This window comes from Pseudomonas sp. P129, assembly GCF_020312195.1.
GTDB classification, from domain to species: Bacteria; Pseudomonadota; Gammaproteobacteria; order Pseudomonadales; family Pseudomonadaceae; genus Aquipseudomonas; species Aquipseudomonas fragariae.
Map to the genome: position 1 here is coordinate 51,199 of NZ_JAGPYS010000012.1, position 18,722 is coordinate 69,920.

Consider the following 18,722-nt stretch of genomic DNA (forward strand, 5'->3'; position numbering starts at 1 on the left):
GAACCCGCGCGCTGCGGGTTTTTTATTGACCGCTGATTACTGCACAAACCTTGGTTATCAGGCGCGTCTGCGCTTCAATAGCGCCCATTGCACCCCACGCCAGCCAAAGGACCGCTCATGGCCTCGCCAGACAAGCAGCAAAAACGTGCCAAGCGCGCAAAGATCAAGGCCAAGCAGAACCGCTCGGGCAAGGCTGCAACCAGCCTGGTTCATCCAGTATTCGCCTCGGCGCTGGTCAACCAGCCGTTCGACGACGTTGAACTCGACCTCAATACCTTCGACTTCAGCGACATTGTCGAGAACGGTTTTGACCCGGCCGACTACGACGACCTGTTCACGGCCATGAAGCAAGCCGAGGCCATCAGCCAGCTCGCGCTGTGCGTCGTCTTCCTGCAGTACCCGGTGCTGGCACTGGTGATTTCCGAAGAGGACGAAGACCCGGCCACGGACTTCATGATGGGCCTGCTTATCGTGTACCGCGCCATGTACCACGATGAAGACGAAGACAGCGCGATCGAGTGGATCGAAAGCCCTGCCTTCCAGAAGGATTACACCCTGGCGTCCGGCCTGCTGATGAAGAGAGAGACCAGAGCCGCACGCTGATTGAGGATCGTGCCAATGCGCGGCATTGGCACGAGGGTCATGCGCCCAAGGGCGCGATCAACCCAGCGCAGCAGCGCCCACGCGACCGTCCTTGCGACGACGCGATACGATCAGGCCAGCGCCGATCACCAACAGGCTGAGTACGCCGGTGGCGATGATTTCGAGGCGATGCTCTTCCTGCAGCAGCATGATGGTCAGCACCGCGACGATGAACGCGATCACTGCCCAGGTCAGCCATGGGAACAGCCACATCTTGAAGTCGATGGCCTCGCCCGCAGCAATGCGCTTCTGGCGCATACGCAGCTGCGACACCGCGATCACCAGGTACACCAGCAGTGCGATGGCACCGGAGCTGGCGAGCAGGAAATCAAACACGGCCGCCGGCGCGATGTAGTTGGCGAACACGGTCAGGAAAGCCGCCGCAGTCGACATGATCACCGCCCAGTGAGGCGTACCGCCCTTGCTGGTGCGCTTGGACACGGACGGTGCATCGCCGCGCTTGCCCAGCGAGAACAGCATGCGCGAAGCGGTGTACAGGGCCGAGTTCAGGCAGCTGGTCACGGCGACCAGGACCACCAGGTCGACGATCAGCTTGGCGTTCGGAATGCCCATTGCATCGAGCACGGTCTGATACGAACCCACCTCGGCCAGGCGCGGATCGTTCCACGGCACCAGCGACACCACGATGAAGATCGAAACCAGATAGAACAGGAAGATCCGCCAGATCACCGAATTGGTGGCCTTGGTGATCTGCTTGCCAGGGTTCTTGGACTCGGCCGCGGCGATGGTCACGATCTCGGTGCCCATGAACGAGAACATGGTGGTCAGCATCGCCGCCAATACCGCGCCCATACCATTTGGCAGGAAGCCGCCGGTATCGAACAGGTGGCTGACACCGCTGACGTTGCTGGTGGGCAGCAGACCGAAGATCGCCGCAACACCCAGCACCACAAACGCGATGATTGCCACCACCTTGATCAGCGCGAACCAGAACTCGAATTCACCGTAGTTCTTCACGCTGAACAGGTTGGTTGCCGTCAACACCAGCGTGATGACCAGCGTGAACACCCAGATCGCGATATTGGGGAACCAGGCATGCAGAATGGTTGCAGCGGCGTTGGCTTCCAGTGGAATCACCAGCACCCAGAACCACCAGTACAGCCAGCCGATGGTGAAGCCGGCCCAGTGACCGATAGCGCGGTCGGCATAGGTTGAAAACGAACCGGTATCCGGCGAGGCAACGGCCATTTCGGCCAGCATGCGCATCACCAGTACCACCAGCGTACCCGCCGCGGCATACGCCAGCAGCACGGCAGGCCCGGCTTCGGCAATCGCGTGGCCGGAGCCGACGAACAACCCGGCGCCAATCACGCCAGCAATCGACAGCATCGTAATGTGTCGAGGTTTCAGCCCTTGTTCGAGCTCGGAAGAGTTAGCGGTACTGCTCATAAAACCACCTGTGCAAGACGAGCGAGGCACACCGGAGCGTTACGTAAAAAGAAACCTACGGTGCCGTTCTTTATATTTGACGCAAGAATTGCGCCAAAATATTTCGAAAACGACGTCGCTTAGAGAATACGAGGCCTGTGGCTTGACCCGTGAAGCCTGCAGGACGATGGCTTTTCTGCGCCGTCTGTAGGATTTGTTACCAAACGCCTCAGATTCGTCTACATGCACGCACCAAAAATGCCCCAAACCTTCCTCAAAGCGCAAACATGGTGCAGAAATCAGACCGCCGCTCAGCAAATGCTACTTCCAACACCCGGCCAAAGCTGGCAACATCGCGCCTTTTTCGCGCACGCCCCTGTTTTACAGGGCATCGTGCTTGCCTTCTTGCGACCGTCCGCTGCCCAGATGAGACAACCCGTCGAGCGCCTCCACGCTGGACACAATACGTCGATGGTTGTCCTTTAAACGCTGTGCTAGCTTGGCGTTCGCTGGCAGCCAGCGCGCACACTTCAACGAGGACCCCACATGGCCGAGGCCACGCCCGCCCTGGAAATCCGCAACCTGCACAAGCGCTACGATCAGCTCGAGGTGCTCAAGGGCATCTCGCTGACGGCTCGCGACGGCGACGTCATATCGATCCTCGGCTCCTCCGGTTCCGGCAAGTCCACGTTGCTGCGCTGCATCAACCTGCTGGAAAACCCGCATCAGGGCCAGATTCTGGTGGCCGGCGAAGAATTGAAGCTCAAGGCAGCGCGCAATGGCGATCTGATTGCCGCCGATAACCGGCAGATCAATCGTCTGCGCAGCCAGATCGGCTTTGTGTTCCAGAATTTCAACCTGTGGCCGCACATGAGCGTGCTCGATAACATCATCGAAGCCCCGCGTCGCGTCCTCGGTCAGAGCAAGGCCGAGGCCATTGCGGTGGCTGAAGAGCTGCTGGCCAAGGTAGGTATCGCCGACAAGCGCCATGCCTACCCCGCGCAACTTTCCGGCGGGCAGCAGCAACGCGCCGCCATTGCGCGTACGCTGGCCATGCAACCACGGGTTATCCTGTTCGACGAGCCGACCTCGGCCCTCGACCCGGAGATGGTTCAGGAAGTACTCGGCGTCATCCGCGCACTGGCCGAAGAAGGCCGGACCATGCTGCTGGTAACCCACGAAATGAATTTTGCACGTCAGGTATCAAGTGAAGTGGTGTTTTTGCATCAGGGAATGGTCGAAGAACAGGGCACACCGCAGCAAGTATTCGAAAACCCGCTGTCGGCAAGGTGCAAACAATTCATGTCGAGTCACCGCTAACGGAGCAACACCCATGCAATCGTACAAAAAGATCTTGCTGATCGCAGCGGCCACCCTTGCCTTCAGCGGCAGTGCCTTTGCTGAAACCATGAAAATGGGCATCGAAGGGGCCTACCCGCCGTTCAACAACAAGGACGCGAGTGGCCAGGTGGTAGGCTTCGACTATGAAATCGGCCAGGCCCTGTGCGCCAAGATGAAAGTCGAGTGCGAAGCGGTGACGTCAGACTGGGACGGCATCATCCCGGCGTTGATGGCCAACAAGTTCGACTTCCTGATCTCGTCACTGTCGATCACCGAAGAGCGCAAGCAGGTGGTCGATTTCACCAACCCGTATTACTCGAACAAGCTGCAATTCATCGCGCCGAAAACCTCCTCGATTGACGTATCGAGCGTGGAAAAAGCCAAAGAGAGCCTTGCCGGCAAGTCAGTGGGTGCACAGCGCTCGACGCTGGCCGCCACCTGGCTGGAAGACAAGCTCGGGATCATGGACGCCAAACTCTATGACACTCAGGAAAACGCCTTCCTCGACCTGTCCTCCGGTCGCGTCGACGCCATGCTGGCCGACAAATACGTCAGCTTCGAATGGCTGAAAAGCGAAGCCGGTCAGAACTTCGAGTTCAAGGGCGAGCCTGTCGTGGAAGACGACAAGATCGGCATCGCCGTGCGCAAGGGTGACGACGCCCTGCGCGAGCGCCTGAACGCGGCCCTGAAAGAAATCATCGCTGACGGCACCTACAAGAAGATCAACGACAAGTATTTCCCTTTCAGCATCCTCTGATTCACCTGACCGCGTCGCCGCCGCTTGCTGTCGAAGCGCGGCGACCGGCCCTGACAAAGCCTGCCCATGAACATTGATCTCCACGGATTCGGCCCGGCCCTTGCGGCTGGCGCGCTGATGACGGTCCAGCTTGCTCTCTCGGCCCTGTGCCTGGGGCTGGTGCTCGGACTGCTCGGCGCCTTGGCCAAGACCTCGCCCTACAAGCCGCTGCAATGGCTGGGCAGTACCTACTCGACCCTGGTACGCGGCATTCCCGAACTGCTTTGGGTGTTGCTGATTTACTTCGGCACCGTCAACGGTATGCGCGCCCTGGGCAAACTGTTCGACATTCCCGACCTGGCCCTCAGCGCCTTTGCTGCCGGGGTCATCGCCCTGGGCATTTGCTTCGGTGCCTACGCGACCGAAGTGTTTCGCGGCGCGATTCTGGCCATCCCCAAAGGCCACCGCGAAGCCGGGCTCGCGCTGGGCATGTCACGCTCGCGCATCCTTTTCAAACTGGTCCTGCCGCAGATGTGGCGCATCGCCCTGCCCGGCCTGGGCAACCTGTTCATGATTCTGATGAAAGACACCGCGCTGGTCTCGGTGATCGGCCTGGAAGAAATCATGCGCCACGCGCAGATCGCCGTGGGCTTCACCAAGCAAGCGTTCACCTTCTACATGGTCGCGGCCTTCATGTACCTGGGCCTGACCGTGCTGGCCATGGCCGGCATGTACTTCCTTGAAAAACGCGCCAGTCGCGGCTTTCTGAGGAGCGCGTCATGAACTGGGAAGTCATCATCAAGTGGCTGCCACGCCTGGCACAGGGCGCAACCCTGACCCTGGAACTGGTGGCGATTGCCGTCATCGCCGGGCTGATCCTTGCCATCCCGATGGGCATCGCCCGCGCATCGCGTCACTGGCCGGTGCGTGCCCTGCCCTACGCCTACATCTTTTTCTTCCGCGGCACACCACTGCTGGTGCAACTGTTTCTGGTCTATTACGGGCTGGCGCAGTTCGAATCGGTGCGCCAGAGTGCGTTGTGGCCGTACCTGCGCGACCCGTTCTGGTGTGCCGTGGTGACCATGACCCTGCACACCGCCGCCTACATCGCCGAAATCCTGCGCGGCGCCATGCAGGCGGTGCCGCCAGGTGAAGTCGAAGCGGCACGGGCACTGGGCATGTCGAAATGGAAGGCGCTCTTCTATATCGTCCTGCCACGCGCGGCACGCATCGGCCTGCCGGCCTACAGCAATGAAGTGATCCTGATGCTCAAGGCCAGTGCGCTGGCCAGCACCGTCACCCTGCTGGAACTGACCGGCATGGCACGCACGATCATCGCCCGCACCTACCTGCCGGTGGAAATCTTCTTCGCCGCCGGCATGTTCTACCTGGTCATGACCTTCGTGCTGGTGCAGGGCTTCCGGCTGCTGGAAAAACTATTGCGTGTAGACGCAAGCCAAGGGCGCTGATATGAAAGGTGCTGGCGTCGATCCAGTCAGCACCTTGCCATACGAGTCCGCCACCATGCCCTCTGAACCTCGCTTGCAGGATGAACACCTCGGCAGCCACTTAGGTGCGCTGGACAGCTTCCTGTTCGCGCATCAGGCCTTGTGGCGGCCCAAGCCGTTCACGCACCTCTCCCTGCCTTGGGAAGACAAATACCCGGACCTCGCGCTCTGGCTGCGGCAACGCACGCTGGAACAGGCCGAGGCCGCGCACAATCACCCGGAACACCTCGACGCGCCCTTCCCGTTCAAGCAACTGGCCGCCGAAGCGGTCGCGCTGAGCCACGTCGCCGAACTGCCCGTGCACGCCCTGCAGCCAGTCGAGGCGCGCATGAGCGTCGATGTGCCGGGGCGCAAGTGGCAGCAGATCGAAGCCTTCGCCAGCCATCTGGACATGCGTGACAGCGCGACTCACTGGCTGGACTGGTGCGCTGGCAAAGGCCACCTGGGGCGCCGCCTGACCGGGCCCGGCCAGCGTCTGACCTGCCTGGAGAAGGATCCGGCGCTGATCGAAGCAGGCCTGGCCCTGAGCACGCGGCAAGGCATCGACGCCAGACATGTGCAGCAGGATGTCATGGCCGACGACACATGGCGCTACCTGCAACCCGAACATACACCTGTGGCGCTGCATGCCTGCGGCGACCTGCACATTCAGTTGATGGAGCTGGCCAGCCAGACGGGCTGTCGGCGTATGGCGATTGCGCCGTGCTGCTACAACCGTACCCGGCACGACCTTTATCAGGCGCTGTCCAGCGAGGGCAAGGCGTCCGGCCTGAAGCTGTCGCGAGACGAGCTCGGCCTGCCGCTCAGTGAAACCGTGACAGCCGGCGCGCGCGTACGTCGTCAACGCGACATCTCGATGGCCCGCCGCCTGGGCTTCGACCTGCTGCAGCGCCGCCTGCGCGGCATTGATGACTACTTGCCCACACCCTCGCTGCCGACGTCCTGGCTGGATGCGTCCTACGCGGACTACTGCAACCATCTGGCAAAACTCAAGCATCTGCCTGCACCGGGCCAGCAGGACTGGGCTGCGCTGGAAGCCGCTGGCTGGAAAAGACTGGCCGAAGTGCGCAACCTGGAACTGGTCCGCGATCTGTTTCGGCGCCCGCTGGAGATGTGGCTGGTGCTGGACAGGGCGATGTACGTGCGCGAGCAGGGTTACAGCGTGAGCGTTGGCACTTTCTGTGACAGCCGGATTACACCGCGCAACCTGCTGATTCTGGCCCGAAAATCGTGACTGAAATCGGTTGAGCAACCTGTGGATAAGTCTGTTGATGAAAATGTGGATGAGTGCGTTAAAGCTTGGCGCGCCAGTTACTGAAGCCCCTTATTTTTTTCCGCCATCCTTCCCGTAACCCGCAAAAACAATGCCTTGCGGCTCAATGCACCCGACTGCACATAATTACCCGGCTGCGCAAATCTTTATCGGCAAATTGTGCATAAAGATTTGGTAAAGGCTCTGGCGCAAGCGTTTTGCGCGGCTCAATCGTGCACACGCAGACGCCTGTGCACGAGCTGTCGGGCGCAAGATTTCAGACCTCTTCGACACACTCCAGCGAGCGCTCGACCATGACCTTGGCCATTTCCAGCATGTGCATGGAAGCGAACGCCAGATCGCGCTGCGAACCGGTCAGTTCATCGCCGAGTTCGTGAGCGGTGGCCGATGCGCAGCGCAGGAAATCCAGCGCGTGCACCAAGGTGGCTTCCAGGCTGATGAAGTCGAACTTGCTGTCGTGGGGTTCCTTGGCCGGTCGGGAGATTGGCAGGTAACACTCCATGGCGCGCTTGACCACAGCCTTGTCGAAGACCGGTGCGGTGCTGGACGGTTTGTTGGGCGGATCTGGGGTTACTTTGACCATGCTTAGCTCTCTCCTCAATGGAACTGCCACTGGATCGCGACTAAACGATTGAGGTGGCAGCTGTGCGAAAGGTTAGTCGACCGGGAGCTAAGACCGGCGCACCCGAAAGTGCCCTCACGCACAGCCGCCATAGAGTGCAGGAAGAAGACCTGACCAAAACAGCGACGCGATACGCCTTAACTCAAATCCGGGCGACTAAACCCGATCGCTGATAGGCAGCGACGGACGGAGATTAGAAGCCCATACAGGTAGGCGCAAGCGGTCGGGGATTCTCTCGGAAATGTCCTTCAAAAGAAAGAGACGGTGCCTGCAAAAACGCGCCTGAAAGCGTTGCAAAAGGTGAGTTCACAGTACGACGCTTTGATTCTGGCCGAAGGCCGTAGGAGCGAACTTGTTCGCGAAGACTGAATACGCAGCGCCGCATTCCTGTCATGACTCACTACTAAAACTGATCATCCTTCAACCGCGCAAACGGCACACTGCGGTTCTGCAGCTTGCGCAACGTCAGCTTGTAGGCACTGGACTTGATCTGACTGCCCATCGGCGTCTCCTCCAGCAAAATCCGCCCCGACGCAAAGGCACAGCCCGTACTCATCATCTTGTACTTGAGCAGGTACAGCCCCGGGTCCATCTTGGCGAACACAAACACCGCCCCGGCTGGCACAAACGCATGCCGAAACGCCCGGCGCCCCACCGCATCCGTAACCTTGGCATACACCGCCGACTCGCCCGCCGAGTTATCCACAGTGATCTGCGACCAACCGTTGTCCTTGAGCACCGGCATGTCCTTCACATAGCCCGCCTTGTCCGGCCACGGCGCGCCCATCGGATCAAGCGCCGGCACGCCACACTCGGACGCCGCCGCATCCACCGGATTGGCCGGGCTCGCTACAGGCTCCTCGACCGGCGCGGCAGGCGCGGGCTTGACCCACGTCTGCGCAACCGGCGCAGGCTCGGACGGCACAAACGACTTGCCCGCACCCGGTTCGTAACCCATCCACGCCCCACCCGCGCAGAACACCACAAACAACAGCGCCCAACGCCACGCACTGCGACGACGCCTGTCACGGGAAGGGGATGCAGAAGCATAGGAAGAAGACTTGGGCGCCGGCCCCGAACGAGCCTCCTGAGACGGCGCTGAGGTCGCGGCTGCTGACGTGGCGGCATACACATGAACCGCCTGCCCGCGCGTTGCATGCGCCTGCTTGCGGCGCGCAGCATCGATACGCGCCTTGTGCTCATTGGCAGCGAGCTGCGCATCATAAGCCGCACGCCGCGAAGGGTCAGCCAGCACATCGTGAGACGCGTTGACGACGCCCATCATGTCCGAGGCGTAAGGATCTGGATTCCTGTCCGGGTGCAGCTTCTGCGCCAGCTTGCGATAAGCCTTCTTGATCTGCTCAGGAGAGGCATCGCGAGCAACACTCAGCAGCTCGTAATGCGTAGGCGTTCTCTGCATTGCACTTGCTGTCCATGGCTGACTGCCATTTTCGATACAGTTGTATCGGCCAAAAAGCCGGTAGCTCCAGTGCAAATCCGACGCAACAGCAACCAGCGCACAAGAAAATGCCCGAATCCAGAGGATCCGGGCATTTCTTGATACATCGATGAAGCCTTCGTCGGCATCCAGACGCACATTCATGCGATTCAGACAGCCATCCTCAGCCCCACCCTGCGCAAAGCCAACAGGCCAGGCGCATCTGCAAATATCCTTCAACAACTCTTCAGCGAATGACCAGCCTGCGGCAAACAACACCCCAAACCCGGTTACGATCCATCGCATCACTCATCAGATAGTCCTTTATCTGCATGGCTGAAAAGCTAACGACCCGTGCTGCTGACTCAGTAGCCTGGGCCGTTGAGAACAAGCCTATGCAAAGCCCTCCTGCCCCGCAACTGCCCAAAAATGGCGGGGTCGGATGGGTGCCTGTTCGTACGCCAAATCGCCATCAACGCTGGACGTATTGGTTTGCGCGACCAGGTTAAAAATCCAGCGTTCTGTCAGGCACAAGCTGTGCGCACCAAAGGCAAGATCAACGCCCGCATTCGACGCCATCCGCCCTACCACACAGACCAATCCGTCCAAACCAACAGAAACGTCCTGCACCACCACCCGCCCACATCCGACCCGAAGCGCCAATGGTCGATTTTTTTCAACTGAATCAGACAGCTAGGCTTTACAAGCGCATCAGACTCTATATACTCGCAGCCCATTACGCCGGTATAGCTCAGTTGGTAGAGCAACTGACTTGTAATCAGTAGGTCCCGGGTTCGACTCCTGGTGCCGGCACCATACAAGGTTTCAAAGGTGGTTTTTGCAGCCTTTGAAATCTCCGAAAAACCCGCCTTTTGGCGGGTTTTTTCGTTTTGGTCTGGAAAATCCAGATTGAGACACTATCTGCGACGTCGAGCCAGGAGGCTGAAATGAGATTTCTTGAGCTCTACCTGAAGGGCGATGTGCTGGAAGAAGATATTCACCGGTTCGTGGAGGACTGGCACGAAGGACGCGAAGGTGCGGGTATGGAACTGCACGAATATCTCGGCATGAGCTGGGAAGAGTATGGGGTGTGGGTAGCAACCCCGGCAGCCCTAGCTTTCATACTGACGGCTAGGAAACAGGGCAGTTCTCTGGGTCAGTAGCTCTCGTATCGGCCAACCTGCCGGTAAAGCGATAAGGGTGCAAAATCAAGAGATGCCCAAGCTCCTGGTAATGGCGTTAGTGGACAACCCTGATAGACATCAGGGACTTGATCGGTGGTGACACATCAAAATGCAGCAGCAATGTCACCCACCAATTGGAAGGCCGCAATCCCTCCTTCCCATTGGTGTCTTTCTTCAAGTAGGATAAACACGATGCGATGCTCAGTTGTTGTAGCCCTATGTGCGCTTGAGAAAACCTCCAAGGACGTGAGGGTCAGTGCATTTACTAACCCGGATGAATTCAATACACGAGCATAAGCTAGGTTAGGATCCCAGGCGCTAGTCGTCGGCAAGAGTTAAAGGATATTTGCATGACCACGAAAAATGCGCACTACAGGTTGAGAGTTGCAATAGTTGATCTAGAAGCGTTGCCAGTGACCACTAGCATCTATCAATCGCACATGATTATGCAGAAAATTTCAGCTTAAAGCGGTTATCGCCAAGATTATGGCCAGACAAGGGAATATCTGTGTGAATAAGTATTTAACCCCGCCAACTTCAGCACGTTTAAGCTGCACTCAAAGGCAATCAGGCTTACTGGGAGGAGGCTATCAGGCAGCCTCTGGAGGGACTGCGAGCAGCTATTATATGCCTCTCTCTAACTTCGCAGGCACCTATGAAACGGACGATTACAATGCTGCGTTATACCTTATTTATCAGCTGTCCTCGCCTGACGAACAATTGAGTGCGGAGGAATTAAAAAAAGGAGCCTTGTTACTTCGTGAGATATTTCAGAGATTAGAGACCGGTGCAAAAATCTCGGTAGAGGCTCTAAAATCTCTTCAACAAGCTGCCGAAAATATTCCCGAAATCGGTCCTTTGATGTTTTCGCCAGGAAACTTAACAGGAACCGTTGCTACCGCCGCAGGGGCAGTCATGGCGGCGGCACAGACCAAAAAAGTCATGGACCTTTTAGACTTGACCGCGGCCCAAAAAGCGAAGCTCAACTCATGGGCTGACGCTAGGGGTACGGCAAGCGCCAGATCGGCGAGCAAAACGTTTAAAGGGACAATTAGAATAATTTCAAAAGAGGGAAAGTTATTTTTTGAAATACCAACAACAGCTGTAGCTCGGCATTATATATTAATGGGAAAAGTTGGACAATCGGTTGCCCACATACCGCTAATTAATACCAATACCGCATTGAGTCAAAGTGCCCGACTGCATGCTGACGGTGCCACTGGAATACTGAAAAGACTAGGCGGCCCCTATGTCGGCATGGCAATAGCAGTTGGCCCTCAGTTAGCGATCGACGCATCAAACTCTAAATCCTGGAAAGAGCTGTATAATAAATCTGCGGATAGCCAACCGACTAACGTTATTTCAGCCGTCGCAGGTATTGGTGGAGGTTCAGCGGTAGGCATTGTAACTGGCGCGCTATCTTTGCCTGCAGCGCCTCTTGCAGTAGTAATTGGCGTTGGCTTTATTGTAGGCCTAGGCGTACAGTGGGTAATTGTTGAAAATGGTTGGGATAAAAAAATTGGAAAAGCACTACAAATATGATGGCCTACTATGATTGACGCAGATAAGCTAAAGCGTGGAAGCTGGATATTGCTAGGGACACTGATCCTTTTTTTAGCTCTGGCCCCTTCTAACCTGCCTTACTTTTGGCATTTATTTTTTATTACTTCATTCTTAGCGTTTGCATGGACGTTGTACTTAATATATATGTGCGAGCGCTACACTACTTACATGACCTCGCTGATTATGTCAGCAGCTGGTTCCTTCTCTCTGCTCGCCAGTAGCGCTGCTTATTTCGCTGCGGCAAAATTTTGGGGTAGAGAAAGCATCCTTACGGCTATGATAGGCTTGTTACCATTAGTTCTATCTGCTTTGATGTATCTTTTCCTGGCCAGTACTAAATCTTCTTTTCATCCTTTTGAATATGACGGAATAAAAGTTCAAACACGCCCACAGACGACGCAACGTCGTTCGACTGTATATAATCCAATTCTGGTGGCCGGTATAACAACCTTGGCGGCCAGCATGTTTACTAAAGTGATGGGGGCGCTCACCTCTGGGCTAGTTGCAACGTTCGGCCTTATCGCATGTAGCTTGACGTTGTTATTCTACGCACGCCACGTTATTAGAGGCCTACGCGCCCTACGCATAAAAGAAAAAGCCATGCCCTCTCCATACACGTTCATGCAAATCGATGAAATTCGAGAGGCTCGCAACCGCTGGTGGCTGGGCAGATTGCTCAAGTGGGTAACCGCGCGGGGTAAATCTTCGGATACATGATTTGAATGTCCTTATTTTTCTAGGCGATATGAATGGTTCGACTCCTAACGCCGCACTAAATATGAAAGAAGGGTCCGCAGCGATGCAGACCCTTTTTCCCTCAACTTCAATAGCGAAAATATGCAGAGCATTTAACGCTTACGTCAGCGCTCAGCAAACTTCCAGCTCCTCCCCCGCAACATTTCGCCGCTTTATACCAGCCCCTCTCAAACACCAATTTCTGTAATTCCCCTAATCTGAATCCCAGCGTCGCTCATTTCCGATCAATAGTCATACTATCGATAAGAATATTCAATCACCCATCTGTCTCTTTTAAGGTACATTCTTCATGTATGAAGTGGAACACGTACTGTCTGCCAATGGAGTGGATATCTATCAGGGTTGGCTCGACACCATTCGAGACACGCGATCCAAAGCAAGAATCACTACCCGGATCGACCGAGCGGCGCTTGGCCACTTCGGCGTAACCGAGCCGGTGGGTGACGGGGTCTTTGAGATGAAGCTGGATTTTGGGCCTGGATTTCGTGTGTATTACGCGATTCAGGGCCAAAAAATACTTTTTCTCTTGGGTGGCGGCTCAAAGGACAAGCAGCAAAACGACATAGACCAAGCCAAGGCTCTATGGAAATGTCACAAGGTGAAAAAGAAATGACGACTCGTACGCGCTCCCATGATGAAAGCGTTCTGGAAATGCTCCGTGAAGACGAAGCGTTTGCCATCGAATACCTGTCTGTTGCGCTGGAAGAAATCGACGAAGATGGAGGTGAAGACGTTTTCCTTACGGCCATCCGTCGACTGATCGAGGCGAGAGGTGGCATGGGTAATCTGTCGAAGAACACGGGCTTGGCCAGACCTAACCTTTACAGGTCTATTGCTGCTGGCGGCGACCCGAAGCTTTCCACCATCCTCAAGGTGCTCCAGGCATTGGGTGTGGGAATGTCAAAGGTTGTTTCGCACAGAGCTGACGTGGGCAGCCAGAGCCCCGACCAGTGACGATTCCTCACCCCGAGATGGCGCCGCTTTCACGACAACGAGCAGTTTTTTGTAGTCGTCAGAGCGCCATCCGGAAGTGAAGCTGTTTGGCTTTATCTGCTCTCAGCGTTTTGTGAGGGTTGTGAGCATATTCGCCAGTCGTCAGCGTCCACATGCCTGAACAGTATGTAGCCACCACCGTTAGCTACATGGTTCTTGATTTCATACTCCCGCCAGTCCGACATCGCTTGCCCACAAATGTCCTGCGGCTTGTGCTCGATCAGCCAGGCGACGGCATTGATGAATTGCCCATGCGAAAACACCGCAATGCGCTGGGCAGGATGCTCCGCAAGTCGAGCCAGGAAGGCCTGCGCTCTTGCTATAAATCCTGAAAAAGATTCGGCGCCTGCTCCATCCGTAAACGCCGGTTCTGACCTGGACCAATAGGCTTCAACCCAATCCCGCCGCTGAGCAACGGTCGTGTTGGCACATCGCGCGGGTTCGAGGTAGGTAAACTCTTGAATGGGCCAGGTTTCAAGCGGGGTGGCAGGGAAAGTAGCTGCGGTCGCCGTGGCGGTTGCCTGCGCTCGGGAAAACGGCGAGGCGACAATCAAATCCGGCGCATGTGTGAATGATCGGGCCACTAGCTGTGCTTGTTCTACTCCCTTCAACGTGAGAGTAATAGTCGCGTGATCCACACTGGCTTCGCCTGCGTTGGCAGCGCTTTGTCCGTGACGAATTAGTCTGACCTGCTTCATTAATCAGAGACTCGCGTAAGAGGCAGAGGCTGAGCGCATTCAAGCGTACGCCCCCTTCTGGCAAAACCCGTCAGCATCAGGGGGGCATACAACCGGTTGATTACCAGTCGCGCGGCGCAATCAGCTCCTCAATGTCCGCGTCGGTGAAGCCATAAGCGTCTGCTATGCGTACGAAATCCTCAGCAATGGTTTCGCGGGCGACGGTTTCGATCTCACTGCCGTTCTCTTCGAACACCTCCTCCAGCTCGTTGATTTGCTCTGTCGCTTTGTGAGTCAGGGCATACAGCGCGTCCAGGTCGGAAGGCTTTTGTTGCTCGATTTCGCGACACAGGTTGACCAGCACGTCTTCGCACATTTTCACAACGGCATCAGGGAAATAATCGTCCTGATACATGCCTTTCAGGAAGGTGTGTTTGGCCATGGTTTCATTGGTCAACTGCATGGGTATCCCTCGTCGATGTACAGTGGGCGCTCAGTGACTCCAATTGAGGTGGCAATCGGATGCATTACAAGATTATTGCCCATTCTGCAGGCTGGGCGTATACGGCGGCGGAGCCAGGGCCTATAGCCTGCAAGACAGTTGTAACTGATGGCTCCATTGTGAGCACCGAAGATCAGGTTTTCTAGTCATGAACGAACCCCTTGATTACAAATTAATGGATAGCATCGTCGTCTGCATCAACGATACCGCGGGCTTTGGAAGAAAGGCGTTTGAAAGCTTCAGCTTGGCGACCGATGTCGCAAGGGATATGGGCGTCGATGGCGACGACGCAAATGATCTGATGGTCGAGTTCTTCGAACGTTTCTCTATCGATCTTAACGATTACGACCCTTATCGGTACTTTTTGGAAGAAGGTTTCAACTTCTTTTCCTTCAGGCGCGCCAAAGACAGACGCGGCAACATTCCGTTGAGGGTGGGCATGTTGTATTTAGCCTTGAAAGCGAGACGTTGGGATACGCAAGCATTTGAACAAGCCACATTCAGCGATGCTCCCCTGTATGAGCGCACAGAAGATATTCCGATTGATGGCTACAAGATAAAGAGCCGTTGATCTTGCCTGTGTGATCCACTTGGTATGCATGTCATACCCCAAGCGCTTTACGAAAAGTGGATGCGCTCGGTGATGACCTCAGGTTGCAGCAATCCACATAATTCAAACCTCCTTTCAGCGTGACGGAGGTTTCCTGTGCGCGTGGCCTTGAGCAGGCCGCGCCCTACCAAGCTCCCGAGGCAGAGCTCATAAGGCAGCTGTGGCATTGGGTATGAAAGCAGGTGTCGACCAATAGCAGCACCAACAACTGGACCAATTCGAGAAGCTCGACTAATGGGGCTGGCACCATACAAAGTAAGTGCTTTCAGCAATACAGGCCCTTTTTTCGCATCAGATTTAGCAACGCACATGTAGATCTTCATTACGCACGAACCAAAACAGACCGCTCTCCCCGCTATGCCCCGCTACGCGTAAGACGTTTCCGATTTCCTCAGATATCTCCGCTCACGCCTCAAAATCCTATAGCTATTCCCCAGCCCATCGTAGTAGCGTTGCGCCTCTATCGATTATCGATAGGACTGAGGGCTCATGAGCCCGGCACGGAGCAATAAAAATGGATTTTCTTGAAGCACTCAATTCCCTTTCAGCAAAAGTCCGCCAGCAAGCCGCGTCCATCCGAACCGAAGAGGCTACCAAAACGGCTCTGGTCATGCCGTTTATCCATACCGTGCTGGGCTACGATGTATTCGATCCTTCTGAGGTTGTGCCGGAGTACACGTGCGATGTGGGCACCAAGAAAGGCGAGAAGATCGACTATGCCATCGTTAAAGAGGGCAATATTCAGATTCTCATCGAGACCAAGAAAATCGGCGAGCCGCTGAACATCAATCATGCCAGCCAGCTGTTCCGTTACTTCCATGTGACCACTGCAAGGATTTCGATTCTCACCAATGGCCGGGTCTACAAGTTTTTTACAGACCTGGACGCGCCTAACAAGATGGATGAAAAACCATTTCTTGAACTGGACCTGCTGGCGATTGATGACCATGCCATTCCGGAATTGCAGAAGCTGACCAAGTCGTCCTTCGACGTTGAGTCAATTCTAAATGCCGCTGGCGAGTTGAAGTACGTCGGTCAGATCAAGCGTGTGATTGCGGCACAGTTCAGTCAGCCAGACGACGATTTTGTCCGGTACTTCGCGTCACGCATTTATGAGGGCGCTATTACTCAGAAGGTACGTGAGCAGTTCACGATTCTGACCAAAAAGGCCACCTCACAATTTCTGAACGATCAGGTCAACGACCGGTTGAAGCTGGCAATGAGCGGAGTTCAGGCGCCCACGGTGGCCGAAACCATCATCGAAAATAACACTCAGCCTGAAAAGGAAGAGCCGTTAGACGACCGGATCGTGACGACGGTGGAAGAAATGGAGGGCTTCCATATCGTCAAGTCGATCATCCGCACTGTGGTTGAAGCGAAACGTATTGCTCATCGTGATACACAGAGCTATTTCGGCATTCTTCTGGATGACAACAACCGTAAACCCATCACCCGCCTACATTTCAATCGTGCTCAGAAATACATCGGTATTTTCGAAAAGGACAAGGGCGAAACCCGCCATCCGATTGCTTCCCTGGATGATATTTACGGTTTTGCCGATGCCCTCAAGGACACCGTATTGAGCTACGCAGAGTCCTGAAGAAGCATTAATACCATTAAGGGCGCGCGCGGCAAGGCGCGCCTTGCAAGTACGCCGGAATATTTTCCGTCCCCCCAACTCCCTCAAGCTCACCCCACCTCCGTCGATACCCTCCATACAACCCCGCAATCATGGATCGATGAAATGGTTATCTCACTCACCCCCGGCAACAACACGTCTCCCACCATCACCCTGCCCAATTCCGGCATCACGCTCACTCCAAAGCCGCTCACCGATGCGCAGAAAGAAGCGTTTAAGAACGCTGCTGCCAGTACACCCGCTGTCGTTTATCACCCGAGTACCGAAGTGCCTGCGACCACTGAGCCGATGGAAGCGGTTGATACCTGGATAGGTCGCTCGCAGTCGCCTGACTTCCCAAAGATGGCGGCGCAGCACAGTAACTCTACGGAGGCGCTGAAGACGTCTTATGAAGCGTTCACGTCGACGCTGGCGTCGGTGTATCCGGATCTGGCCAGCAAGAAGTTCGGCTTCACGATCGAGGCGGACGGTAATCTGAAGGCGATCAACAGTTCTGGTGAGTTGAGCGAGGCGGATACCAAGCAACTCAATACATTGTTGAATGCGTCCAGTGGGCTGAAAGCCGCAGCGGCCACGTATCGGGACACGGCCATTGATCTGGTCGACGCCGATTCGCCCTGGAGCGGCAGTTATCTGGGTCGCTACAACCTGAACAAGGAGAACTTCGCCAATTCTCTGGACCTGGGCGCGCTGTTTATTCCCAAGACGTCGACGCCATCGAAAGATCAGATCGACGGCATGTTCTTCAATCAACTGGCCTACAAAGGTGAGCTGCACACCCAGGAATCGGAGGCGGCGATGCTCGCTGCACGTGCGGCGGAGAAAGCTGCCTCGATGGGTTGATCCCAATCCGTCAGCAAATAGGCAAACGTTGCGGGCGGAGGTAGTAGTTGTCGAACTCGCCGCTCTCAACGAGCTGAAACCCGTGGCGGACGTAGAAACGGTTGGAGTCGCTTTCTTTCAGGGCGCTGATGTGTAACGTGGATGCGGTGGCATCTGCTGACGCACGGTATCTCCTGATTTGTGCCAAACCTTTAGAACTCGCGCATCGAATTCGAGGTTATAGGTCATCCAGTGAAACCTTTACCCGCTGCGGAGATGCCAGGCGCTCGCGGACAGTTGCCAGTAGCGCTTCGTCTTCCTCGGTCATCATGAAGGGTAGCTGGCCGTGCTCAGCTACGTATTGAAGGGTTTGGCGCAGTAATTCCGAGGAGGTGGCGCCAAGCCTTTCCAGCTCGAGGTAAGCACGCGCTTTGAGATCGTCGTCGATACGAACGTTGATAGACGCCATCGGGGCACCCTCAAAACGTTGCGGGCGGAAATAGTAGTTATCGAACTCGCCGCTCTCAACGAGCTGAAACCCGTGACGAACGTAGAAGCGGTTGGAGTCGCTTTCTTTCAGGGCGCCCACTCGTACTGTGGATGCGGTCGCGTCCGCTTGTGCGAAGACTTGCCGAAGCACGGCAGCACCAATGCCCTGCCCTTGAACAGCAGGCTTGATGTACAGGTGATCCAGCAGCAGGCCGTCGCTGCTCGGTTTGACGACCACGAAGCCGACCTTGCTGCCGGCGACCTGGATGTAATGTGTGCATGACGCAGAAAACCCTTCACGAAAGCGCTCTTGGGCGCGCACCGGATCGAACCGGCCAACGCGCTCGAGGCTTTCGCGCATGGCTTCGATACGTATGGCCACCAAGGTTTCGAAGTCTTCGGGCTGGACCGTTACCAGGGTGATGTCGGGATCATTTTCTAGAATCTGTTGCATTGTGTTTGCTCCCGTATCAAAGGCTCGACGTCAGGTGCCCTATCCACGAACCGCGACCACTTAGCTTTGTTGGCGGGCCTGATC

General features: G+C 56.0%; 20 protein-coding genes, 1 tRNA gene and 2 pseudogenes. 15 read left to right on the forward strand and 8 right to left on the reverse strand.

Annotated features, from left to right (window positions below; all coding sequences use genetic code 11):
• The first annotated feature begins 117 nt into the window (after positions 1-117).
• Positions 118-603 (forward strand): hypothetical protein, encoded by a 486-nt coding sequence (locus KBY02_RS21910; protein ID WP_004407280.1) that lies wholly within the window; start codon positions 118-120, stop codon positions 601-603.
• A 57-nt stretch (positions 604-660) separates the two neighbouring features.
• Here KBY02_RS21910 and gabP read toward each other — a convergent pair whose 3' ends face one another.
• Entirely contained in the window at positions 661-2,052 is a 1,392-nt protein-coding gene (gabP, locus tag KBY02_RS21915; RefSeq protein WP_225650745.1) for a GABA permease, read from the reverse strand.
• 525 nt (positions 2,053-2,577) lie between these two features.
• Between gabP and KBY02_RS21920 the strand changes: the two genes are divergently transcribed.
• From KBY02_RS21920 to KBY02_RS21940, 5 genes are all read left to right on the forward strand, one after another.
• Positions 2,578-3,351, forward strand: coding sequence for an ABC transporter ATP-binding protein (locus KBY02_RS21920; RefSeq protein WP_004407276.1), 774 nt, complete (start codon positions 2,578-2,580; stop codon positions 3,349-3,351).
• Between the two features lie 13 nt (positions 3,352-3,364).
• Positions 3,365-4,129 carry an ABC transporter substrate-binding protein gene (locus KBY02_RS21925; RefSeq protein WP_011269301.1) on the forward strand — a complete coding sequence of 255 codons (765 nt, stop codon included), beginning with the start codon at positions 3,365-3,367 and terminating at the stop codon, positions 4,127-4,129.
• Positions 4,130-4,195: 66 nt separating this feature from the next.
• Positions 4,196-4,891 (forward strand): ABC transporter permease, encoded by a 696-nt coding sequence (locus KBY02_RS21930; RefSeq protein WP_003342249.1) that lies wholly within the window; start codon positions 4,196-4,198, stop codon positions 4,889-4,891.
• Positions 4,888-5,577, forward strand: a complete 690-nt coding sequence (locus tag KBY02_RS21935) for an ABC transporter permease (protein WP_003318320.1) — start codon at positions 4,888-4,890, stop codon at positions 5,575-5,577. Before KBY02_RS21930 ends, KBY02_RS21935 begins: the two co-directional genes overlap by 4 nt.
• Before the next feature lies 1 nt (position 5,578).
• Positions 5,579-6,850 carry a methyltransferase gene (locus KBY02_RS21940; RefSeq protein ID WP_225650746.1) on the forward strand — a complete coding sequence of 424 codons (1,272 nt, stop codon included), beginning with the start codon at positions 5,579-5,581 and terminating at the stop codon, positions 6,848-6,850.
• Positions 6,851-7,145: 295 nt separating this feature from the next.
• Here the strand turns inward: KBY02_RS21940 and KBY02_RS21945 are convergent, their stop codons facing one another.
• The gene (locus tag KBY02_RS21945) at positions 7,146-7,472 is read right to left on the reverse strand and encodes a DUF6124 family protein (protein WP_032655863.1); all 327 of its coding nucleotides are present in this window, start codon (positions 7,470-7,472) and stop codon (positions 7,146-7,148) included.
• Positions 7,473-7,914: 442 nt separating this feature from the next.
• Positions 7,915-8,931 carry a J domain-containing protein gene (locus KBY02_RS21950; protein WP_103360137.1) on the reverse strand — a complete coding sequence of 339 codons (1,017 nt, stop codon included), beginning with the start codon at positions 8,929-8,931 and terminating at the stop codon, positions 7,915-7,917.
• Positions 8,932-9,689: 758 nt separating this feature from the next.
• Here KBY02_RS21950 and KBY02_RS21960 point away from each other — a divergent pair.
• The 6 genes from KBY02_RS21960 to KBY02_RS21985 all read left to right on the forward strand — a co-directional run bounded on the left by KBY02_RS21960 (position 9,690) and on the right by KBY02_RS21985 (position 13,406).
• A tRNA-Thr gene (locus KBY02_RS21960) sits at positions 9,690-9,765 on the forward strand.
• A 131-nt stretch (positions 9,766-9,896) separates the two neighbouring features.
• The gene (locus KBY02_RS21965; protein ID WP_110392922.1) at positions 9,897-10,112 is read left to right on the forward strand and encodes a hypothetical protein; all 216 of its coding nucleotides are present in this window, start codon (positions 9,897-9,899) and stop codon (positions 10,110-10,112) included.
• Positions 10,113-10,643: 531 nt separating this feature from the next.
• Positions 10,644-11,675 (forward strand): DUF5118 domain-containing protein, encoded by a 1,032-nt coding sequence (locus KBY02_RS21970; RefSeq protein ID WP_318654158.1) that lies wholly within the window; start codon positions 10,644-10,646, stop codon positions 11,673-11,675.
• Between the two features lie 9 nt (positions 11,676-11,684).
• On the forward strand, positions 11,685-12,413 hold the full coding sequence (locus KBY02_RS21975) for a hypothetical protein (RefSeq protein ID WP_024642620.1): 729 nt from the start codon (positions 11,685-11,687) through the stop codon (positions 12,411-12,413).
• A gap of 328 nt (positions 12,414-12,741) precedes the next feature.
• Complete coding sequence (locus KBY02_RS21980) at positions 12,742-13,065, forward strand: type II toxin-antitoxin system RelE/ParE family toxin (RefSeq protein ID WP_054091734.1); 324 nt, start codon at positions 12,742-12,744, stop codon at positions 13,063-13,065.
• Positions 13,041-13,406, forward strand: coding sequence for an addiction module antidote protein (locus KBY02_RS21985; RefSeq protein WP_054091733.1), 366 nt, complete (start codon positions 13,041-13,043; stop codon positions 13,404-13,406). The genes KBY02_RS21980 and KBY02_RS21985 overlap by 25 nt, the downstream gene beginning before the upstream one ends.
• Before the next feature lie 92 nt (positions 13,407-13,498).
• Here KBY02_RS21985 and KBY02_RS21990 read toward each other — a convergent pair whose 3' ends face one another.
• The gene (locus KBY02_RS21990; protein ID WP_225650748.1) at positions 13,499-14,143 is read right to left on the reverse strand and encodes a histidine phosphatase family protein; all 645 of its coding nucleotides are present in this window, start codon (positions 14,141-14,143) and stop codon (positions 13,499-13,501) included.
• Between the two features lie 100 nt (positions 14,144-14,243).
• Positions 14,244-14,585 carry a DUF5713 family protein gene (locus KBY02_RS21995; protein WP_225650749.1) on the reverse strand — a complete coding sequence of 114 codons (342 nt, stop codon included), beginning with the start codon at positions 14,583-14,585 and terminating at the stop codon, positions 14,244-14,246.
• Between the two features lie 187 nt (positions 14,586-14,772).
• On the opposite strand from KBY02_RS21995, the gene KBY02_RS22000 reads away from it, so the two are divergent.
• The 3 genes from KBY02_RS22000 to KBY02_RS22010 all read left to right on the forward strand — a co-directional run bounded on the left by KBY02_RS22000 (position 14,773) and on the right by KBY02_RS22010 (position 17,716).
• Entirely contained in the window at positions 14,773-15,195 is a 423-nt protein-coding gene (locus tag KBY02_RS22000; protein WP_024640494.1) for a DUF1493 family protein, read from the forward strand.
• Positions 15,196-15,748: 553 nt separating this feature from the next.
• Positions 15,749-16,834: a type I restriction endonuclease gene (locus tag KBY02_RS22005; protein WP_005746663.1), complete on the forward strand. Its 1,086-nt coding sequence runs from the start codon at positions 15,749-15,751 to the stop codon at positions 16,832-16,834.
• Positions 16,835-16,978: 144 nt separating this feature from the next.
• The gene (locus KBY02_RS22010) at positions 16,979-17,716 is read left to right on the forward strand and encodes a hypothetical protein (protein WP_225650750.1); all 738 of its coding nucleotides are present in this window, start codon (positions 16,979-16,981) and stop codon (positions 17,714-17,716) included.
• A gap of 10 nt (positions 17,717-17,726) precedes the next feature.
• Here the strand turns inward: KBY02_RS22010 and KBY02_RS22015 are convergent.
• From KBY02_RS22015 to KBY02_RS26290, 3 genes and pseudogenes are all read right to left on the reverse strand, one after another.
• Positions 17,727-17,882: pseudogene (locus tag KBY02_RS22015) on the reverse strand (GNAT family N-acetyltransferase); the annotation flags it as partial.
• A gap of 51 nt (positions 17,883-17,933) precedes the next feature.
• The gene (locus KBY02_RS22020; RefSeq protein WP_080377128.1) at positions 17,934-18,164 is read right to left on the reverse strand and encodes a type II toxin-antitoxin system RelB/DinJ family antitoxin; all 231 of its coding nucleotides are present in this window, start codon (positions 18,162-18,164) and stop codon (positions 17,934-17,936) included.
• Positions 18,165-18,179: 15 nt separating this feature from the next.
• Positions 18,180-18,638: pseudogene (locus KBY02_RS26290) on the reverse strand (GNAT family N-acetyltransferase); the annotation flags it as partial.
• Positions 18,639-18,722 lie beyond the last annotated feature (84 nt).

Bases quoted from the DNA above. Each gene is read 5' to 3' on its own strand.
- KBY02_RS21910 (WP_004407280.1), top strand. From the start codon at position 118: ATGGCCTCGCCAGACAAGCAGCAAAAACGTGCCAAGCGCGCAAAGATC.
- gabP (WP_225650745.1), bottom strand. From the start codon at position 2,052: ATGAGCAGTACCGCTAACTCTTCCGAGCTCGAACAAGGGCTGAAACCT.
- KBY02_RS21920 (WP_004407276.1), top strand. From the start codon at position 2,578: ATGGCCGAGGCCACGCCCGCCCTGGAAATCCGCAACCTGCACAAGCGC.
- KBY02_RS21925 (WP_011269301.1), top strand. From the start codon at position 3,365: ATGCAATCGTACAAAAAGATCTTGCTGATCGCAGCGGCCACCCTTGCC.
- KBY02_RS21930 (WP_003342249.1), top strand. From the start codon at position 4,196: ATGAACATTGATCTCCACGGATTCGGCCCGGCCCTTGCGGCTGGCGCG.
- KBY02_RS21935 (WP_003318320.1), top strand. From the start codon at position 4,888: ATGAACTGGGAAGTCATCATCAAGTGGCTGCCACGCCTGGCACAGGGC.
- KBY02_RS21940 (WP_225650746.1), top strand. From the start codon at position 5,579: ATGAAAGGTGCTGGCGTCGATCCAGTCAGCACCTTGCCATACGAGTCC.
- KBY02_RS21945 (WP_032655863.1), bottom strand. From the start codon at position 7,472: ATGGTCAAAGTAACCCCAGATCCGCCCAACAAACCGTCCAGCACCGCA.
- KBY02_RS21950 (WP_103360137.1), bottom strand. From the start codon at position 8,931: ATGCAGAGAACGCCTACGCATTACGAGCTGCTGAGTGTTGCTCGCGAT.
- KBY02_RS21965 (WP_110392922.1), top strand. From the start codon at position 9,897: ATGAGATTTCTTGAGCTCTACCTGAAGGGCGATGTGCTGGAAGAAGAT.
- KBY02_RS21975 (WP_024642620.1), top strand. From the start codon at position 11,685: ATGATTGACGCAGATAAGCTAAAGCGTGGAAGCTGGATATTGCTAGGG.
- KBY02_RS21980 (WP_054091734.1), top strand. From the start codon at position 12,742: ATGTATGAAGTGGAACACGTACTGTCTGCCAATGGAGTGGATATCTAT.
- KBY02_RS21985 (WP_054091733.1), top strand. From the start codon at position 13,041: ATGTCACAAGGTGAAAAAGAAATGACGACTCGTACGCGCTCCCATGAT.
- KBY02_RS21990 (WP_225650748.1), bottom strand. From the start codon at position 14,143: ATGAAGCAGGTCAGACTAATTCGTCACGGACAAAGCGCTGCCAACGCA.
- KBY02_RS21995 (WP_225650749.1), bottom strand. From the start codon at position 14,585: ATGCAGTTGACCAATGAAACCATGGCCAAACACACCTTCCTGAAAGGC.
- KBY02_RS22000 (WP_024640494.1), top strand. From the start codon at position 14,773: ATGAACGAACCCCTTGATTACAAATTAATGGATAGCATCGTCGTCTGC.
- KBY02_RS22005 (WP_005746663.1), top strand. From the start codon at position 15,749: ATGGATTTTCTTGAAGCACTCAATTCCCTTTCAGCAAAAGTCCGCCAG.
- KBY02_RS22010 (WP_225650750.1), top strand. From the start codon at position 16,979: ATGGTTATCTCACTCACCCCCGGCAACAACACGTCTCCCACCATCACC.
- KBY02_RS22020 (WP_080377128.1), bottom strand. From the start codon at position 18,164: ATGGCGTCTATCAACGTTCGTATCGACGACGATCTCAAAGCGCGTGCT.